Origin of the sequence: Zavarzinella formosa DSM 19928 (genome assembly GCF_000255705.1) — a bacterium.
Taxonomy (GTDB): Bacteria; Planctomycetota; Planctomycetia; order Gemmatales; family Gemmataceae; genus Zavarzinella; species Zavarzinella formosa.
Genome location: NZ_JH636445.1, coordinates 35,187 through 52,601, shown reverse-complemented (window position 1 = coordinate 52,601; position 17,415 = coordinate 35,187). Strand labels below are relative to the sequence as shown.

12 protein-coding genes are annotated in these 17,415 nt (G+C 58.8%); 3 read left to right on the top strand and 9 right to left on the bottom strand.

Annotated elements, in window-relative coordinates; translation table 11 throughout:
- Positions 1-661: 661 nt before the first annotated feature.
- Complete coding sequence (locus BGIM_RS53520; RefSeq protein WP_020473768.1) at positions 662-1,480, bottom strand: 2-oxo acid dehydrogenase subunit E2; 819 nt, start codon at positions 1,478-1,480, stop codon at positions 662-664.
- A gap of 137 nt (positions 1,481-1,617) precedes the next feature.
- Here BGIM_RS53520 and BGIM_RS0132145 point away from each other — a divergent pair, with 137 nt between their 5' ends.
- The 3 genes from BGIM_RS0132145 to BGIM_RS58655 all read left to right on the top strand — a co-directional run bounded on the left by BGIM_RS0132145 (position 1,618) and on the right by BGIM_RS58655 (position 3,977).
- Positions 1,618-2,760: an aminotransferase class V-fold PLP-dependent enzyme gene (locus BGIM_RS0132145; RefSeq protein ID WP_020473767.1), complete on the top strand. Its 1,143-nt coding sequence runs from the start codon at positions 1,618-1,620 to the stop codon at positions 2,758-2,760.
- Positions 2,761-2,769: 9 nt separating this feature from the next.
- A complete protein-coding gene (coaD, locus tag BGIM_RS0132140; RefSeq protein WP_020473766.1) occupies positions 2,770-3,276 on the top strand; it encodes a pantetheine-phosphate adenylyltransferase in 507 nt (168 codons plus the stop codon).
- 68 nt (positions 3,277-3,344) lie between these two features.
- Complete coding sequence (locus BGIM_RS58655) at positions 3,345-3,977, top strand: ankyrin repeat domain-containing protein (RefSeq protein ID WP_020473765.1); 633 nt, start codon at positions 3,345-3,347, stop codon at positions 3,975-3,977.
- 202 nt (positions 3,978-4,179) lie between these two features.
- Here the strand turns inward: BGIM_RS58655 and BGIM_RS0132130 are convergent, their stop codons facing one another.
- The 8 genes from BGIM_RS0132130 to BGIM_RS0132095 form a co-directional block, all read right to left on the bottom strand.
- Positions 4,180-5,202, bottom strand: a complete 1,023-nt coding sequence (locus BGIM_RS0132130) for a prenyltransferase/squalene oxidase repeat-containing protein (RefSeq protein ID WP_020473764.1) — start codon at positions 5,200-5,202, stop codon at positions 4,180-4,182.
- A 96-nt stretch (positions 5,203-5,298) separates the two neighbouring features.
- Positions 5,299-8,715, bottom strand: a complete 3,417-nt coding sequence (locus BGIM_RS67395) for a hypothetical protein (RefSeq protein ID WP_238537774.1) — start codon at positions 8,713-8,715, stop codon at positions 5,299-5,301.
- Positions 8,716-8,937: 222 nt separating this feature from the next.
- Positions 8,938-10,863 (bottom strand): hypothetical protein, encoded by a 1,926-nt coding sequence (locus BGIM_RS0132120; protein ID WP_020473763.1) that lies wholly within the window; start codon positions 10,861-10,863, stop codon positions 8,938-8,940.
- Between the two features lie 53 nt (positions 10,864-10,916).
- Positions 10,917-13,289, bottom strand: coding sequence for a hypothetical protein (locus BGIM_RS0132115; RefSeq protein ID WP_020473762.1), 2,373 nt, complete (start codon positions 13,287-13,289; stop codon positions 10,917-10,919).
- Between the two features lie 23 nt (positions 13,290-13,312).
- Positions 13,313-15,496: a BatA domain-containing protein gene (locus BGIM_RS0132110; protein ID WP_020473761.1), complete on the bottom strand. Its 2,184-nt coding sequence runs from the start codon at positions 15,494-15,496 to the stop codon at positions 13,313-13,315.
- Between the two features lie 18 nt (positions 15,497-15,514).
- Positions 15,515-15,880, bottom strand: coding sequence for a hypothetical protein (locus BGIM_RS0132105; RefSeq protein ID WP_157369588.1), 366 nt, complete (start codon positions 15,878-15,880; stop codon positions 15,515-15,517).
- 72 nt (positions 15,881-15,952) lie between these two features.
- Entirely contained in the window at positions 15,953-16,843 is an 891-nt protein-coding gene (locus tag BGIM_RS0132100; RefSeq protein WP_020473759.1) for a DUF58 domain-containing protein, read from the bottom strand.
- 156 nt (positions 16,844-16,999) lie between these two features.
- A complete protein-coding gene (locus tag BGIM_RS0132095; RefSeq protein ID WP_020473758.1) occupies positions 17,000-17,389 on the bottom strand; it encodes a four helix bundle protein in 390 nt (129 codons plus the stop codon).
- Positions 17,390-17,415: the final 26 nt, after the last annotated feature.

Genomic DNA, 17,415 nt, shown 5'->3' with positions numbered 1-17,415 from the left:
CGGCTTGAATGGCGCCTTCCTGCTGAACAGCCAAACGATCTTCCGCGACACGGTCCCCAACCAGATCTTCGGCGGCCCCGGCAATGACTGGTTCTGGGCCGTGCGCACCACGACACTGGCCGACAAACTGACGGGTTACGCCAGCGGCGAAGTCGAGACGTTTGAATGATGACTGATTTGGTGGGCCATGAAGTCATGCGCGCTCACAAGAACGAACCTGCTTGCCGTTCATTCTTGGCGAGCCGAACGCCGTCAGACGTCGGGTAACGACTTTTGCCCGCCAGAAGCGTTCACCACGGGTCATGGTCTGGCCGGGAAAAAGGGAAGCGGTTCGCCCGCCGGAAGCCACCCGGCCGCTCACACTGCTCGGCTCGCCAATACCAAAACCAACCTTTGAAAACCCAAAAAGCGCAACATCAAAACTGGCGCGTCGGGCTATGATTGCGGATGGTTCCGGGGTGGAAAGGCGTCACCGATTCCCAAGCCCATAGCCCGATGCAACCATAGCCCGACGCGCCAGCGAGGGAACCGCGACTCCCGATGGTCCAACGGTTCCCCGACGGGCTGACGACGCTGCCGATCATCCTTCCAAAGGGTTGTCAGAGCAAAGCCCTGCCGGGCGTAAAGACGTAGACTCTGTGGGGATTTGGCCTTTAAATCGCTATATCTTGCGGAACTCTGCTGTAGCCATGTTGCGGTTCTCCAGTTCTTTTTCAGCCTTGCTTTTGGCTGCCTCCCGCATCTCCGTCGCCAGTTGCCCGTTCATAATCGTTTCCATCTCCACTAATGTCTTCGCGGCATGGCGGCCATCCATCACGCGGTGGTCGAAGATCAGGCGGACGGTCACGGTTCCGTCTTCGGAGATGGGACCGAACGTCAGATAGGCGGATAACGGCATGATCGGCGTGATGAGATCGACGCCGTAATTGCCGAGGCTGGAAATCGTGAACGTCCCGAAACGCTTGCTCCGTTTGCGGCCCGTCCAACTCAGATACCACCACAGCATCAGCCAGCGCATGAATCCCGGCAAACGAACGAGGCGAATCAGCAACAAGAAACCGGAAACGGACAGCACCGGGTCGTCTCGGAATCGCCGGATATGGTTGGTGATGTCGGCAAGTGAAGTATCCTCCGGGCTGCGAATCGATGAAGTGAGGACACACATCTCCCCCTCGTATTCCCGTTCCACGATCACGGCGCATTCGCTGTACGGATGCTCGTAAATTCTCCCCCAAGGAAGCCGGACCCAGCACCAGCGCAAGTTGGGGATGCGAAGCCCGGCGACCCCGTAAGCCTTGGCGAACAGGGCCACCCACGATGTGTTCGGCTCAACCAGCCGGCGGGCGGCCATCACTTCCGGCAATCGAAACTGGCGTTCGACGACGATCAACGGGACATCACGGGAATGCCGCATGATCTCGTTGATGAGGACTCGACCGGGAGTGACCCGGAGGTATTTGCCGCGGGGATCTTCGGCCATGATTCATCGGGGGTAGAGAGTCAAACATCGATTGTGATATGGAAACCTTTCGCGGCCGCCTTGAAGGCGAACCTTGCAAAAGGATGGTTTCTCCCGTCTGGCATGGTACATTGAAGCGCATTCCCGGAGGACGGTTTGTGGGTTCCATCGACATCCCGGCATTGCGGTCGCATTTTCCTGTCACCAAACAATGGGCCTTCCTCGATCACGCGGCCGTCTGCGCGCCGTCTGCCGCGTGTGCGGCGGCGATGGCCGAATGGGCGACCGATCTCGCCTCCAATGGCATCGCCAGTTTCCAAAAATGGCATGATCGTCTAAAGGCCGTCCGGTTGCTGGCCGGGCAATTGCTGAACGCGGACACCAAGGATGTCTGCTTTGTCGGCAACACCACGCAGGGGGTGAACATTGTGGCCGAGGGCTTCCCGTGGCGGGCCGGGGACAACGTGGTGACGGCCGCCGAGGAATATCCGACGAACCAATACCCGTGGATGAATCAGCGTGATCGCGGCGTCGATGTGCGGGCGGTTCCGAGCGTCGGCCCTCGGGTACGGGCGGCCGATTTGATGGCCGCATGCGATTCCCACACCCGCGTGCTGACGATCAGCAGTGTCGAGTTCGCCAGCGGCTTCCGGAATGATCTCATTGCCCTCGGCGACTTTTGCCGGCAACGCGGCATCTTCTTTTTCGTGGACGGCATCCAGTCCCTCGGGGTGATCCCGATGGACGTGCAAAATCTTCCGGTGGATGCCGTGGCGGCCGACAGCCACAAATGGCTGCTCGGCCCGGAGGGGGCGGGCATCACCTACATCCGGCGGGAATGGGTAGAACGGCTGCACCCTATCGGCGTCGGCTGGAACAGCGTGGTTCATGCCGGGGATTTTTCCCGCGTGGAGTGGAACCCGCATCCACACGCCGGGCGATACGAGGGGGGAACGCAAAACTACGGCGGTATCCTCGGCATGGGGGAAAGCATGCGGCTTTTGCTCGGCCTCGGGATTGAGGCCGTCGAAGCCCGGATCGCCGAATTGACGGACCATCTGGCCGAGCGCGTCCGGCAAAAAGGCCATGCCGTTTTCAGCAGCATGGAACCGGGCGAACGCTCCGGCATTGTCTCCGTTGACACGCCCGGCCACGATCCTCATGCGATCATGCGACGCTGCCGGGAGGCGGGCGTGATCGTGAATGTGCGGGGCGGGCGTCTCCGGGTCAGCCCGCATGTGTATAACACCCCGGAAGACCTGGACCGTTTCGCGGATGTTCTCCCTCAGTCACACTCCTGAGTTTCGCCAATGAGCCAATTGTCCTTTCGCCGGGCCGTGTACACGGGTGTCTTCGATCCGATTCACCTGGGCCATCTGGATGTGATCCAGCGAGCCAGCCGGATCGTCGACGAACTGATCGTCGGCGTCGGCAACAACCCGGACAAGACACCGTTCTTCAATCTGGAAGAACGAGTCGAGTTGGTGAACCGGGTCACCAAGCCATTTCCAAACGTGCGGGTGGTCCCCTTCACCGGCCTGGCCGTGCGGTTCGTGCGTTCGGTGGGAGCGAGCCTGATGGTTCGCGGCCTGCGAACCCTGAGCGATATGGAATACGAATTCACCATGTCCCTGATGAATTTGAACCTTGACCCGGAGATCGAAACGGTCTTCCTAATGTCGAAGGAAGAATATTCCCACGTCAGCAGCACACTGTTGCGACAGATCGCCACACTGGAGGGAGACCTGCGAAAATTCCTCCCGCCGGAAATTCTGGACGCGCTCAAAACCCGCGCGTTTGACCGCCGCCAGAAATAGGGATGGCAGATTCGTCGGCGTATAATTGACCAAATCAACGCTCTGCCTTTCAAACAAGGACAATCATCATGGCCGACATTCTTTCGCGTCGTTTGTTCACGGCGATGGCCGCCGGAGCTGTCTTTGGTTCCGGAAGCGAACTGTCGGCCGATGAAAAGCCGAAGGCCGAACTGCCCAAGGCGGGTGTTGGCCCGGTCGAGGCCCCTTTTGAACGGGATTATGCCCCGCCGGAATTCAAGCCTTCGTGGAAGAAGCCGCAGACCAATCGCTTGTTGGTGCAGGACTTCGTGATCTTCGCCCACATGGATTTGCCGATGGTCAAGAAGTTGCTGGACAGGGAACCGAGCCTTGTGCTGGCGACGATGAACTGGAGCGCCGGGGACTGGGAAAGCGGCCTCGGCGCGGCCTCGCACATGGGCCGTCGGGACATCGTGGAAGTGTTGCTGGAACGAGGCGCCCGGATCGACATTTTCTGCGCCGCGATGCTCGGCATGACTGACGTGGTGAAAGCTTTCCTGACCATGCAACCGAAACTGATCGACGCCAAAGGCCCGCACGGCTTCAGCCTGCACTTCCACGCCCAAGTTGGCGGGAAGGAATCGGAAAAGACGCTGGATTACCTGCAAACGGTGAAGAAGATCGAACTGAAGCCGAACCCGTTTCTGAAAAAGGATGATGCCCCCGCGAAGAAACCGGCGTGAGGATTGGGGCCGACGATCATTAGACGATGAGATTTGTGAAGCCGCGACGCGGAGTCTTCGGAGCGGAGCGCGGACTGCCCGCGTTCAATTGCCGATAGAAATGGCAATCACATGATGCAGCAAGTCCGCGCTCCGCTCCGAAGACTACGCGTCGCGGCTTCACGATATTACTCGATTCTACTTTCCAGATGATCCACAATCTTTATCGCTGAAAGATTGGCAAGTAGTCAGCGGGAACAGAAAGCATCAGCACAGCGATGGCCGTTTGATACACCGGGCCGGCGGATTGGGATTCGAGCTTGGACCAGCTACCGTCGCTTTGCTGGCTGGCGAACAGTTTCTTTTTGATGGTTGCGTAGTAGTCGTCCCAATCTTTGCCGCCGATTTGGTACATGGCGTGGCAGGCGTAGTAGTGGCCGTACCAGTAGTGTTCCCGCGGGTTCTCCATGTTGGCCTTCATATACTCGATCGACTTGTCAATCTTCTTGTCGTATTCGCCGACGAGTTTCAACACGCAGATGCCGGCGGCCGTGCGGGCAAAGCCGGGCTGGCGGTTGAAGGGTTGGTAGGTGTAACCGCCGGAGGGGGCGTCGTAACAGGAGTTGATGTACTCCAGGGCCTTCTTCATCGTTTTGTCCGGGATGTGCAGGCCGCTGTCCTTTGAGGCTCGCAAAGCCATCACCTGCATGATGGTGACGGAGATGTCCGACCCGGTGGGTTGGGGTTCATAGCGCCAGCCGCCATCCGGGCTTTGGCAGCGGACGATCAGGTCCACGGCCTTTTTCAACACTTTCTTCACGTCTTCGTCACCGGTCATGCCGAACACTTGCGACAGGGCCAGCGTGGCCATGCCGTGGCAGTACATATTCCCGGCCCGCGTGCCAATGAGATAACCATCCCCTTCGCGGGAGGAGGCCAGCAGGAAACGCACCCCCTTGGCCACTTCCGGGCCGTACTTGCCCTGATTGGGAACATGCCCCTGGGACATGAACGCCATCATCGCAAATCCGGTGAGGGCGGTGTTGTTCGGATAGCGGGTGTCGCCCCACGAACCGTCGGAGTTCTGTTTGCTGGCGAGCCACTCAAGAGCCTTGGCGGTGGCCTTCTTGGCCTCTTCGTCCATCTTGCCTTTGTTCTTGTCCTTGTCCTGAGCGAACGCCGGAGCGGCGAACAGACAGGACAGGGCGACCAAAACCGATGGTGTGATGGCTCGAAGAGAGATCATGTTGAAGTCCTTGCCTGCAAAAGTTCGTCGGGCAAACGCAACAAGGTGACATGGCTCGCGGCCGTGTCACCTTGTCATCATAGTCACTTCATCATTTTACTTCTTGGGTTGGGCGGCACCAGTGGCGGGTTTGCCGCCGGCGACGTTCATGAAGTACTGGCGGATCATCGCCCCGTATTCCGGGGGAAGGGTGCCGCCGAGGGCTTGCTGGATCATTTCCCGCTGACGGGCCGGGAGGTTGATGAAGGCGCCGTCGCCCTTGATGTCATTCAGCTTGGAGGCCGAGTTCTTCAAATTGCCGTCCGGATCGCGGTCACCCTTGCCCATCGGTTGGTTGTTTTCCTGCCCCATGCCGGGCTGCATTCCCATGCCCGGTTGCATGCCGGGCTGCATTCCCATTCCGGGTTGCATCCCCATGCCGGGTTTCATGCCCATGCCGGGCTGCATTCCGGGTTCCATGCCCATGCCGGGTTCCATTCCCATGCCCATCGCTTGCTGGGCTTCGGCTTGAGCTTGAGCCGCTTGCAGGGTTTGCAGGGCTTGTTGCAGGGCTTGTTGAGCCTGGGCTTGGGCTTGGGCCGCTTCCATCGGGGTCGCCATGCCGAGGGCCTTTTGGGCGTCGGCCAGTTGTTCGGCGGCTTTTTCAAGTTGCGGCTTCACGGCCATCGGAGCCTGAGCTTGGGCTTGTTGCAGGGCGGCTTGGGCCTGTTGGTTCGCTTCCTGAGCCATCTTCAGGGCTTCGGTCGCGTCCTTGATCTGGGCTTGGGCCTTGGCCAGTTCACCGGGGTCTTTGGCCATTCCGGGCATCGGTTCGCCCATGCCCATCGGCTTGTCGCCCATTGGTTTGTCCCCGGCAGGCTTGTCTCCGGCGGGTTTGTCGCCCATTGGCTTGTCACCGGCCGGTTTTTCACCCATCGGGTTCTCACCCATCGGCTTGTCTCCGGCGGGCTTGTCCCCATCGGTTTTTTCGCCCATCGGCTTGTCCCCGGCGGGTTTGTCGCCATCGGGCTTGTCGCCCATCGGTTTGTCTCCGGCGGGCTTTTCACCCATTGGCTTATCGCCAGCCGGTTTTTCACCCATTGGCTTGTCGCCCATGGGTTTGTCCCCGGCGGGTTTGTCGCCCATCGGCTTTTCGCCCTTGAGGGCATCCAAGGCTTTTTCCTGGGCTTCGATGGCGGCAGGCAGGTCGCCCTTGGCGAGAGCGTCGGCGGCCATCTCGGCGGCTTTTTGGGCCTCGGGTTGCTTCAGTTCGTCGGCCTTCTTCGCCACTTCCTTTTGAAGTTTCTGAAGGTCGGCCGCCGGGTTCTTCTGCATCGGCTTTTCACCCGCCATCGGCTTCTCGGCGTTCATCGGCTTTTCGCCGAGTTGGGCCTGGGCCTTCTCGGTTTGGGCTTGGGCCTTCTCGGCTTGCTCAAGAGCCTTGGCGATTTCGTCGGCGGCGTTCTTCGGGGAGACTTCGTTCGGTTGCAGTTTGGCTTGTTCGTTGGCTTCCTGAGCCTTCTTGTCGGCGAGGGCCTTGGCCACTTCCTTCTGGGCATCCTTCAAATCTTGGGCGGCTTTGTTGCCATCCTTCGCGGCCGGGTCCAGTTTCTTGTCGTCGAGGTTCTTCTTGGCCGCTTCCATCTTCTCTTCGGCCGCTTCCACCTTCTTGCCGGCCTCGGGAGCGGCGTTCTTCAGTTCGTTCTCAAGGTTCTTGGCTTCGGGCTTCAGGTCGCCTTGTTCCTTGGCCAGTTCTTTCGCCTTGTTGTCCTCGGCCTTGGCGTTTTCAGCCTTGGCTTTGTCATCGGCCTTCGGATCGGCGGCATCGTTCTTGGCCTTGTCGTCGGCGGCCTTGGCGTCGTCGGCGACCTTGTCTTGCTTCTTGGCGAGGTCGCCGAGTTTCTTTTCCAAGTCTTCCAGCTTGGCGATGTCCTTGCGGCGTTCTTCGATCTTCTTTTCTTGTTCCTCAAGGGCCTTCTTGGCGGCTTGGAGATCCTTCAACGCCTCGTCTTGGTTCTTGAGGGCGTCCATCGCCTTCTTGTTGTCGAGTTCCTTGGCCGCCTTCTTCATGCTCGTCTCGGCTTTGGCGAGGGCATCCTGAACCTTCTTGTCTTCCGGCAACGGCGTGGCCTTCAACTCGTCCGTCTTCTTGGCGATTTCCTTTTGTTCCTTGGAAATTTCCGGCAGCTTTTCCGTTTGGGTGCCCTTGGTTTGCTCGGTCTTTTCCTTGTTCTTGGTCTCTTCTTTGATGAGTTGATCAACCTTTTCCTTGGCGGCTTTCACGGCCTCCAGCGGGTCGGTCTTCTTCTTTTCTTCCTTGGCGATCTGGTCTTCGATCTTGTCGAGGGCCTTTTGCAGTTCGTTGGTGGCCTTCTGTTGTTCTTCGACGGCCGTGTTGTTGTCCGGCTTGTTCGGAGTGTTCAGCTCGTCCTCGGCCTTTTTCATCTCGGCTTCGGCCTTCTTGATGTCCTCGGCAGCCTCTTTGGCCACTTCCTTGGCGAGTTGCCGGGCTTCCTTGGTCTCAAATTCCACGCGGGCCTGCTTGGCGGCCATGTCGCGGTTGTGCTGATTGAGGGTTTCCTGCCACGGCTTGCGGAAGTCCCGTTTCGGCGGATTTTCAGTTTCTTTCTTCACTTCCTTCTGGTCCGTCAACGCTTTGTCCAGCTTGGCCTTCGCCTCTTTTAAGGTTTCCAGCTTGTCCTTCGGGGTGCGTAGGGCGATGGCCAGTTCCAGAAGGTTCTGGGCGGCGGTCGCTTGGTGCGGGTGGGCGGCGTTCGGCTCGTTGCGACGCAGGTGTTCGGAGGCGAGGAACTGGATGTCGAGAATCTTCTTGCCCTTCTCGCTCACCTTGGCGGCGGCGAGGCGTGCTTTTTGTTCGTCGTTCAGCACGGCGGGAAGCTTTTCAATCAATTTGAAGAGGGCTTCGAGATCGCGGTGCAGGTCGCTCTGGCGGTCGCATTGATCGGTGGAGCTTTCGACAATGCCCCGGCCCCGCGTGCGGCCTTCGCGTTGTTGGTTCGCCAGGCTGCGGGCGAGCAGCATCATTTCGTTCTCGTCCTTGGCGGCCCGGTCGAGCCGTTCGGCCGCCTGGTCGAGGGACTTGATCGTGTCGTACTTCAGCAGCAGGCCCTTGAGGCCCTTCACCACGTCCCGGTGTTTGTCGTAAGCCTTTTTGGCCTCAACAGTAGCCGTCTTCTCGTCGGGGGCCTTGATGGAGGCTTCGAGGTGGCTGATGACCGCTTCCATTTCGGTCTTGGTCAGCTTGTTCAGCGTCCCGGCGGCTTCGGTGAGGAGCTTTTGTTCCTCGCCTTGGTCGAGCCGGTGGTAGGCCATGAAGCGGAGCATGGTCCCGAGTCGCTGGGCGACCTTGTCCGTCTCGGCCTGGATGCGGCGTTGTTGTTCCGGCACGGCGGCGGTCGGCCGGTTGGATTCCACCACGGCCGGGGCTTTTTCCTCGGCCTTGGCGGACAACATAAAGATAGCTCCGCACAACACGGCGGAACCTCCGGCGGTTTGACGGCTGATACGGAACATGCAAACTCCTCTGGAACCCCCGGCTTGGTCCGGGTCGGTCTGGCGGGAAGATCTGTTATCGGTTTAAAGCCCCATCGGGCAGGCGGTCATCGGCGGGCGTTCTGGCGGGATTGAAAGGCGGGAGAGAATCCCACAACATACAACCTTCACAGTATCCGTTTACTTTCAGGCGAATGCAAGAGCGTTTTTCTCTCCGTTACCGGAAACTCGCTTTTTGTCCGGTCACCGTTTTCCCGGTGCCACCGGCACGCCGAAAATACTTCGCTGCTTTTGTTCAATGTCCCGGATTTTCCCCTCGGCTTGCCGGGTCTGGTCAAGCCGCAGCAACACGTCGGAGGCGCTGAGGATTTCCTTCATCCGCACTTCGGACTTTCCGGGGGGGCGGGGTTTGCCGTCCTTCGCCAATTTCGGATTTCGGTCAAACACCTCAACATAGAATTCGACGTGGTCGCCGACCTCCAGTTTGGTCGTTTTGCCCTCATCGGTCACTTTGGTCAGTTGGGCGGTCTGGAAATCGAAACGGCCGCCGCCGGTCAGGTAGTCCGGGGTGGATTCCCGGTCGGACGATTTGGCCGGGTGAAACTGGACCTGTTCGCCGTAGCCGGTTTTTTGGAATCCTCCGGTCAGCGGATTGAACGGGCCGGTTTTTTCGGTTTCTTCCACAGTGGTCAGCGGGAAAGCCAGCCACGGGCCTTTTTCGTTGATGCGGTAACGCAAAACACCCTTCGATACCCCTTGCGGGGAGCGGCTCGTATAGGCCACCGGAATCTGCCCCCCCAAGGGAATCGGCAAACCGTCAATCACGTCTTCATCCGAAGAATTACCGCCGAGTTCCGCATAACGTTCTTGCAGCAATCGAACCATCGGTGCCTCATCCGGGGCGAGCAGGATGCCCCGGCGAGGAGGCGTCGAGTTGGCGAAACCGTGGACGTCCTTGACCTCCACTCGGTAGGCGATCAGGTCGGGTGTCAAATCAAAGGTCAGTTCGGCCGGAAATTGGGCGGCGCCTTCGGGAGTTTGTTCTTCATCCCGCAGGTTCATGCGTTCTTCTTTCTTCACGACTTCGCTGGTGCCGTCGGTCCCGCGAGCGATCAGAATGAGTGTTGCCTCGGAGAGGGCCTTCTGGGCGCACACCCGGACGCGGGCCATCGAGTTGGGCAACCCGGCGATGTCCCCTTGGGACTGGTAAGTTTCGTAGGGGCCGCCATCCGGCTTGTTCCCGAGGAACTTCGGAAGCCGAACCCAGGCATCCGTGCGGGTGATGACCGGGCGGGGTTCAAACCGCACCTCGTAAGCCTGCTTGGTCCGGCCGTCGCCGATCCACGCCCGATGCCGGAAGTTCACCGATGAGTGCGGCACGCGGGCGGCGAACACCGGGCGGCCGTCGTCGAGATAGCGGGAGAACTTCAATTCGTAATTGTCGGCCGGAAGGTTTTCCGGCTTCACCCACGCCCGGCCGATTTCGCTTTCATCAATGCGGCCACCGGCGACGGCGAATTCCAACGTCACTTCATCCCCGGCGGGCCACAAGCCGGGGGTGAGGTTTTCCAGTTGATGGAACCGGGGAATCTCGGCGCTGGCAAACAGTTGCCGTTTGACCAGCACGCCGAACAGCGTCGGGCCATAAAGCAACAACATCACCGCGAACAACAACAGCGGCACGGCCACCAGCGACCCGGCCCATTTCAATCGGCGGGAATCCGCGAGGGCGACGAAGTCATGCCGCCGGGCGATGTCTTCCGATTCCTTCGTTAAGTTTTCGATCAGCAGCGGAGACATCCCGCGAGTGTCGGCGTTGGCCTTGTTCAACTGAATCGACGTGACGAGTCGATGCCCGAACTCCGGGTAACGCTCCTCGACCCGCCGGGCCAGTTTGACGATGGACGGCCCCCGCATCCACGGCTTGGCCAGCCAATGCCACCCGGCGAAACCCAAGACGGCAAACTGAATCAACGACAACGGCACGCGAACCCATTGCGGGGTTTCCCGAACCTTGTCAATTCGCCAGTCAATGAACGTGGTGACGGCCAGCAACACAAGGGCCAGACTGACCCACCGGACAACGCCCCAAGCGGCATGGTAAAGCTGTTCCCGCCCGCGAAGGGAGGATAACTTGGAGAGACCGATTTGGGGAACAATAGCCGCCATGATTTTATCTGTTACTCATTGCTTGATCGTGAGGCCGCGACGCGAATTCTTTGCTAACTCATGTTCGCAAACTTCCGCACCAGCCATTCCAGCGTGAACAACCCGATGATCGCCCCCCACACATACCAACTTGTCCAAAGGAGGACTTCCCGGCGTTGCGTCAGGCTGACCGTCTGCGGTTTCACATCGCCGGGGAGTTTGAACAAGTCTTCCTCGCGGTAGAACTTGCCGCCAGTTTGCTCGGCGAGGCTTCGCAGCGTTGATTCGTTCATCACGCCGGGGGCAAGTTCGTGTTCCGGCGGCAGGCTCACGCGATAGTCGAGCGTTGATTGTTCAGAACCGCTCTCCACTCGCAGGGCGTATCGGCCGGTGCGGTCGTTCGGCAGCGTGGCGGTGTATTCTCCGGGTTGGTTCGGCACGGCCTCGAAGGTCACCGTGCGATATTTTTCATCATTCGGACCGCCGTCAAGCCGTTCAATGGTGGCCGTTACCCGCTCTTTGGTCAATGGCCGAAATTCAGAAGTGAACAACCGGGCGAACACCGTGCCGGGTTTGCCGAGCAACGCCTCGCCCCCCGCCAGCGCCAGTTGGGCCGACTTGGCCCCGAGCGTGTGCGGCAGGCCGATGGCGTAGACCACCTGGCCCCAATAGCGGGAGAAATACTTGTCGGCCTCGTTGAACCGCCAGCGCCACGTTTCGTCGATGGCTGAGAAGTAAACCAGCCCTTTGCCGTAATACTGCATGGCGATCAGCGGCATCGGCTTGTCATCAACAATCTTTTCTTTCGGGTGGTCAAGCAGCGACATCGCGGCCGGGCGAAGTTTCGTCACCGGGTAATGCCAGTAAAAGCCGGGAAGCTCGTTCCAAATCTTGGCGTTTTCCGTCGAGTCGTCGGCAAGGCTCATGATCGAGCTTCGACGGCCGAAATCGTTGAGTTGCGGCTTGAACTCGGCCGGGCGTTTGTTGTCGTCCACCGGGAACTTGATGGCGGGAATCTCGACGGGCAACACCTCGGCCAACGGCGTGTTGAGCCAGCTTGCCGGGGCATGCAACCGGCCGGCGAGGACGACGAGGCCGCCCCCTTCCGTCACAAAGTCCTTGATCCAGTTTCGCTGTTCGCCGGTGAAGTAATTCGCGTCCACATCCCCGATGACCAGCAAGTCGAACGCGAACAAATCCTTCCGGGTGTCCGGGAAGTTCGGCAGGAACGGCGCCCCGGATTCCAGTGCCTTGCGATCCCCGTTGATGACGATAAACGTCGGCTCCACACGGCGGTCCCGCACGAAGGCCCGCTGCATGAACTTGAATTCCCAACGCGGGTTGCTCTCCACAAAGAGCATCTTCACTTTGCGGTCGGCGACGCGCACCACCTTGGCGAAGCGGTCTTCCAGGCTTTCGGTTCCCTGCGTCACCTTCACGGTGACAACCATTTCCTGTTTCGGCGAGTTGGCGTCTTCCTTGGTTGGCGTGAACGAAAGCGTCTCATTGGCTTCCTGCCCGTCCCGGATGGGAACCCGTTTGGTGGCGACCGTGCGGCCGCCGAGGGTGAGTGTCAGTTCGGCCTCACCGGCCTTGATGCCCTGCACCCAATATCGCACGGGAACGGTGACCGTGTCTTCGACGAAGATCGTGTCTTGGATCGTCGCGTCCTTCAGTTGCAAGAAGCCTTGGGCTGAGCCGCCGATGCCGTAGACATTGATGGGAATGCCAAGCCGTTTGGCCTCGGCAATCACATCCTCCCATTGGGCCGTGCTGCCGTTGTCCCGGCCGTCGGTCATCAGGACGATGGCGGCGGGGAGGTCTTTTTCATCCCGTTGGAACAGGTCGGTGATCGTGTCGGTGATCTGGCTCCTGGGATCTTCGGCGGTGAGATTCGCCAGCCAGTCGTTCTTGGGCGAATCGGCAAAGCCGCGAGTCTTGGAGCCAAACAAATACGGCTGAATCGGCCCGACCGGCCGCAACTTGTTCACAAGATCAAGCCGGGGGTTTTCGAGCGTCTTCTTCAACACTTCCAGCCGGGAGGGCTTGTCTGTCGGCACCGTGTCCGGCGAGGGGGGGGAGTTTAGCCCGAATTCCGGGGCCACCAAGTCGCGGGCAATGGCCACGCGCATTTGATCGCCAAGCGTGAGCCGGGGGTCTTTGAGGGTCATGCTCTGGCTGTTGTCCGCGAGCAACACGACCGGGCGTTGCTTATTGGTGGTGACATCCGACACCCAGACGGGTTTGCGGAGCAGCCAGACGACAGCGATGAGAATGAGCGACCGCATCACGGCCAGGCCGATTCGCCGAGGCGTGCTGATCTTCATCGATTCGGTGAAATAAAACCCGAATCCAATGGCCAGCGACACCACGACCAACAAGATGGCCATCCACAACGGGAACGACCCGCGGGAGACGATTTCGGCAAACAGAAGCGGACAGTTCATCAGACTCTCAAGCATTCAGATGATTACCAAGCCTTGCCGCAGAACCACGCAAACCCGGTTTCCAATCCCGCCAAGAGCAGCACCATTAGCAACACCGTGATCGTCCATTCGTTCCGATTTCGCACGCTGTCGGCCTTTTGCGAGGCTTCTTCCCCGGAGTTCAGATGCTCCGGTTTGAAACCGAGCAGGTCGTCGATCTGCGAATCGGGCAGCGGGTCCATCGTCTCGCTTTCGCGAAGGTCCGGGGCGACGGCGAATCGCACGCCTGTTTCGGCCCCCGACTCGACAATCGTGTAAATCCCCGCCTGACTGGTGCTTGGGATGGTCAGGGCCAATTGCTCGTTGGCCCCGCCGACTGGCTTGCCGAGGGTTTCCTTTGTGCCGTCCGGCCGGATCACTTGATAGGTCTTCGTGGCATCCTTCGGCGAATATCGGATCGATTCTCCGGCGATCTTGTTATATCCGGTGGTCGAGCGTTCAATCAGGTGCGTCATGGCCCCGTGAATGAACGGCTGGAACGTCAGGTTGGTGGCGAAAAAGCCCCAATCTTTGTCCAGACTAGTGGTGAGGAACAACACTTCTCCCTCGCCAACCCGCTTGGAAATCAGGGCCGGTTTGCCATCGTTGAACCGCATCAACACCCGCCCGGCGGCCTTCGCTTGCTCCCCTTGTGGTTCCACAGTTTGTAAAGCCTTTTGCACAAACGCTTCGCGGATTTGCAGGAACGGATCGTTCGCCGAGAGCCGGAAGCGGGCGAGGAAGGATTGCAGGTCGATGCTGTTCGGATCGGGGAAGAACGGTTTGTCCTTGGCCGCTTCGTACACATCTCCCAATTCAATCGGCAACAGGTCGGCGCCCGTCGGCCCAAGCACGCGGTTGTACGTATTCTTTTCGACGTTCGGCCCGGAGGAAACAAACAGCCCGTGCCCCTCGCGGACGAACTCGCCAAGCCGTTGCACGACATCGGCGGGCAAGGCCCCGGCCCCGCCGAGGGGGACGTTCAACATGATGCACACTTCCTGATCGGCCAGCATTCCGGGCGACACGTCGGAAGCCTTCACGATGGTCGGCCGGACGTGGTATTGAAGCCGATATTCTTCGGGCACCGGCAAAAGGGCATGACCCACAAAGAAGCTGCCGGCTTTTTCCGGTTCGCGGTCGTTCGGCGAGCCGTCGATCACCAACACGCGAACCTTCTCCCGCACAAGGATCACGCGGTCGAGGGTGTTGTCGTCAGCCAACTGATCGCTTTTCACTTCGGCCGTCAGCACCCGCCAACCGGCCTCGTCGATCTTGCCGGTGAGGGTAACCGGCTTTGTTTCTCCCGGCCCGAGCTTTTCAATCGGTTGGGCGTCTTTGTCAAGCGGCTTGCCGTCCACCTTCAGCGTGACGGTCAGTCCGTTGACGGTTTCTGAACTGGTGTTTTTGACAATCACTGTGAACGGCATCCGCGACCCGGTGTGCGGAATATCGGTCTGCGGCCGCAGGTCGAGAATGCTCACATTCTTGATGGACTGACCGCCGCATCGTACCAGATACAAGGTGCCGATGGCTTTGAGTTCTTCGCACTTGGCCCGGATCGCGGCCGACTGCCGCTCCCAGCCGCCACGGGACATGTCGCTGAACAGATACGCTTCTTTGGCGTTCCCCTCGGCCCGTGCGAAGGCAGAGACCGCCTCGGTGAACCCGGCCAGATAATCCGTCGATTGGGCGGTGGACTTGAGATTTTGAATCAGCAATTTGGCCTGATCCAGATTACGCGGCGACTTCGGCCCGGCGGCCACGGCCCGGTCGGTCGTCGTGATGACCTGCACGGTGGAATTCGGCGGCAAGTCGTCAGTCACCTTCAAGGCGGCTTGCTTGGCCATCTCCAGCCGGGTGATGTTCTCTTGGGCGTTCATGCTGTACGAGATGTCGATGATGAACACCGCATCGACGGCCTCGCCCCGGTTCCCGGCCGTCACCCCCGAACACATGACCGGCCGGGAGAGCGCCATCGCCAGCAAGGCCACGACCAAAATGCGGAGCAACAACAGGATCAGTTCCTGAAACCGCAACCGTCGGCTGGTCTGCTCGACGGCCAGCTTCAAAAACTGCATGGCCCCCCACGGCACCGGCTTGTACCGGGCGCGATAGAAGAAGTGCAACGCCAGCGGAATCCCCGCCGCCGCCACGCCAAACAACATGCTCGAAGCCAGAAAACCCATCGTTGATCCACTTGGAATTTACTTGTTCGCACAACCTGCCAATCGATGTTCCGACGGTGGCATCTCAGTCAGCTTGAAATCAACCAACTTCCAATCCACAAACACATTGAGAATTCCACCGATAAGCCAACTTCCTTCTTGGCACATCGACAACATTCGCAGACTTTCAGCATGCTCCCAAAGATACTCCCGCCAGTCATCTTCCCATTCATCAGTTCGCCAAGCGTCATCATTCGGGGAGAAATTGCGGCTGACCACAACAGGCAATTCATCCGTTATTTGATTCGCCACGACTCCGAAAAAACATGTTTCCTGCCTTGGGTCACACAAATGGGACAGTTCCAATCTCTCATTTTCGGAAAGTCGTTCCCACCAAATGGTCACTTTGCCGAGTTCGCTCTCCGGGACACGCAAAAGGAGAGTTGCGGGCGGTTTTCCCATAAGCCTCCATGTTTCTCACAATCGGCCCATCTGCAACCGTCTCACCAAGTACGGCGTCAATGCTTCCGTCAGCGGCGTGGTGGTGTTCAGTCGAACATAATCCACGCGGAAGGCGTCGCAGCCTTTTTGCAGTTGTTCCAGATAGCTTTGCACGGCCTTCAAGTAAGCGGGCCGGATCAGGTGGGGGCGGGTTTTGATCTCTTCCGGGATTTCCAAGCCGTCGAACTTGGTGTTCCCGGTGAAGGGAAAGTCGATTTCGTCCGGGTGCATCACATGGAACAGGGTGACATCATGCCCTTGAAATCGCAGGTGGCGAAGGCCCTTCAACACAGATTCAACATCGTCAAAACAATCGGAGATGATGAAGATCAACCCCCGACGGCGAACCCGGTCAGCCAACTGCTCCAAGAGAGGCCCCATGTCCGTCTTTTCACGCGGCTTCAACGCATCAAGCGTGTGCAGCAGCGTGGTGATCTGCGTCATGTTGCTGCTGGCTTGCAGTTGCTCCCGCCAGGCATTGTCAAACACGTTGAGCGCCATGCTATCGCGTTGCCGAATGACGACATAAGCCAGCGTGGCCGTCAGCAACTTCGCATACTCAAGCTTGTTGGCCTCCCCCTCGCCGTACCGCATGGAGAGGGAAGAATCCAACATCACATGAGCGGCATAGTTCGTTTCCTGTTCGTACTGCTTGATCGTGTACCGCTCGCTGCGGGCATAGCTTTTCCAGTCGATATGCCGCGTGTCATCCCCCGGCACGTATTCTCGGTGCTGGACAAACTCCACCGAGAACCCGCGAAACGGAGACTTATGATCCCCGACACGAAGGCCCTCGACGACGGCTCGGGCTTTCAAGCCCAAGGCTTCGGCGCGGGAAATGGTTTTCGGATCGAGATAGTTAGCCATCGCGGAAGAAATCTCTGTTGCCGTATTGTTGTTTCGGGTGGGTGAGTTCCAAGTTCTAACTTTCATGTTCCAAGTTGAAAAACCATTGACATTACTCGTTTTCCAACATTCATGCTCCAAATTGGAAAACCATTGGCGTTCACAATCGGCAAAACATCATTGGAATTTCCGGCCTTTCATATCCACTTGCTGAAGGTATTTCATTAAACCGCTGAGCATTCGTCCGATTTCAACGGTCATCAGATAGAGTTCTTCAAAATTCTCGGGGCTGGAATAACCCACATCAAGCGCACTGTACAATTGCGAGCGAACTTCTCCGGTTGATCCTTTGGCAATGGAAAGGAACTGGATAAACTCTCTGTTCCCATCCCGCTCAAAACCCTCCGCAATATTTGACATGATCGAAACGGCAGCGGATCGAATCTGTCTGACAAATGCAAAATCTTTGGAACACGCTCCTTGCATTGTCATCCCGTGAATTCTCGCGGACAACACCCTTGCTTTTTGCCAAACCTCCATGTCTTCAAATCGATTCCAAGTCGCCATCCCAAACTCCGTTGAGATAACCTTGC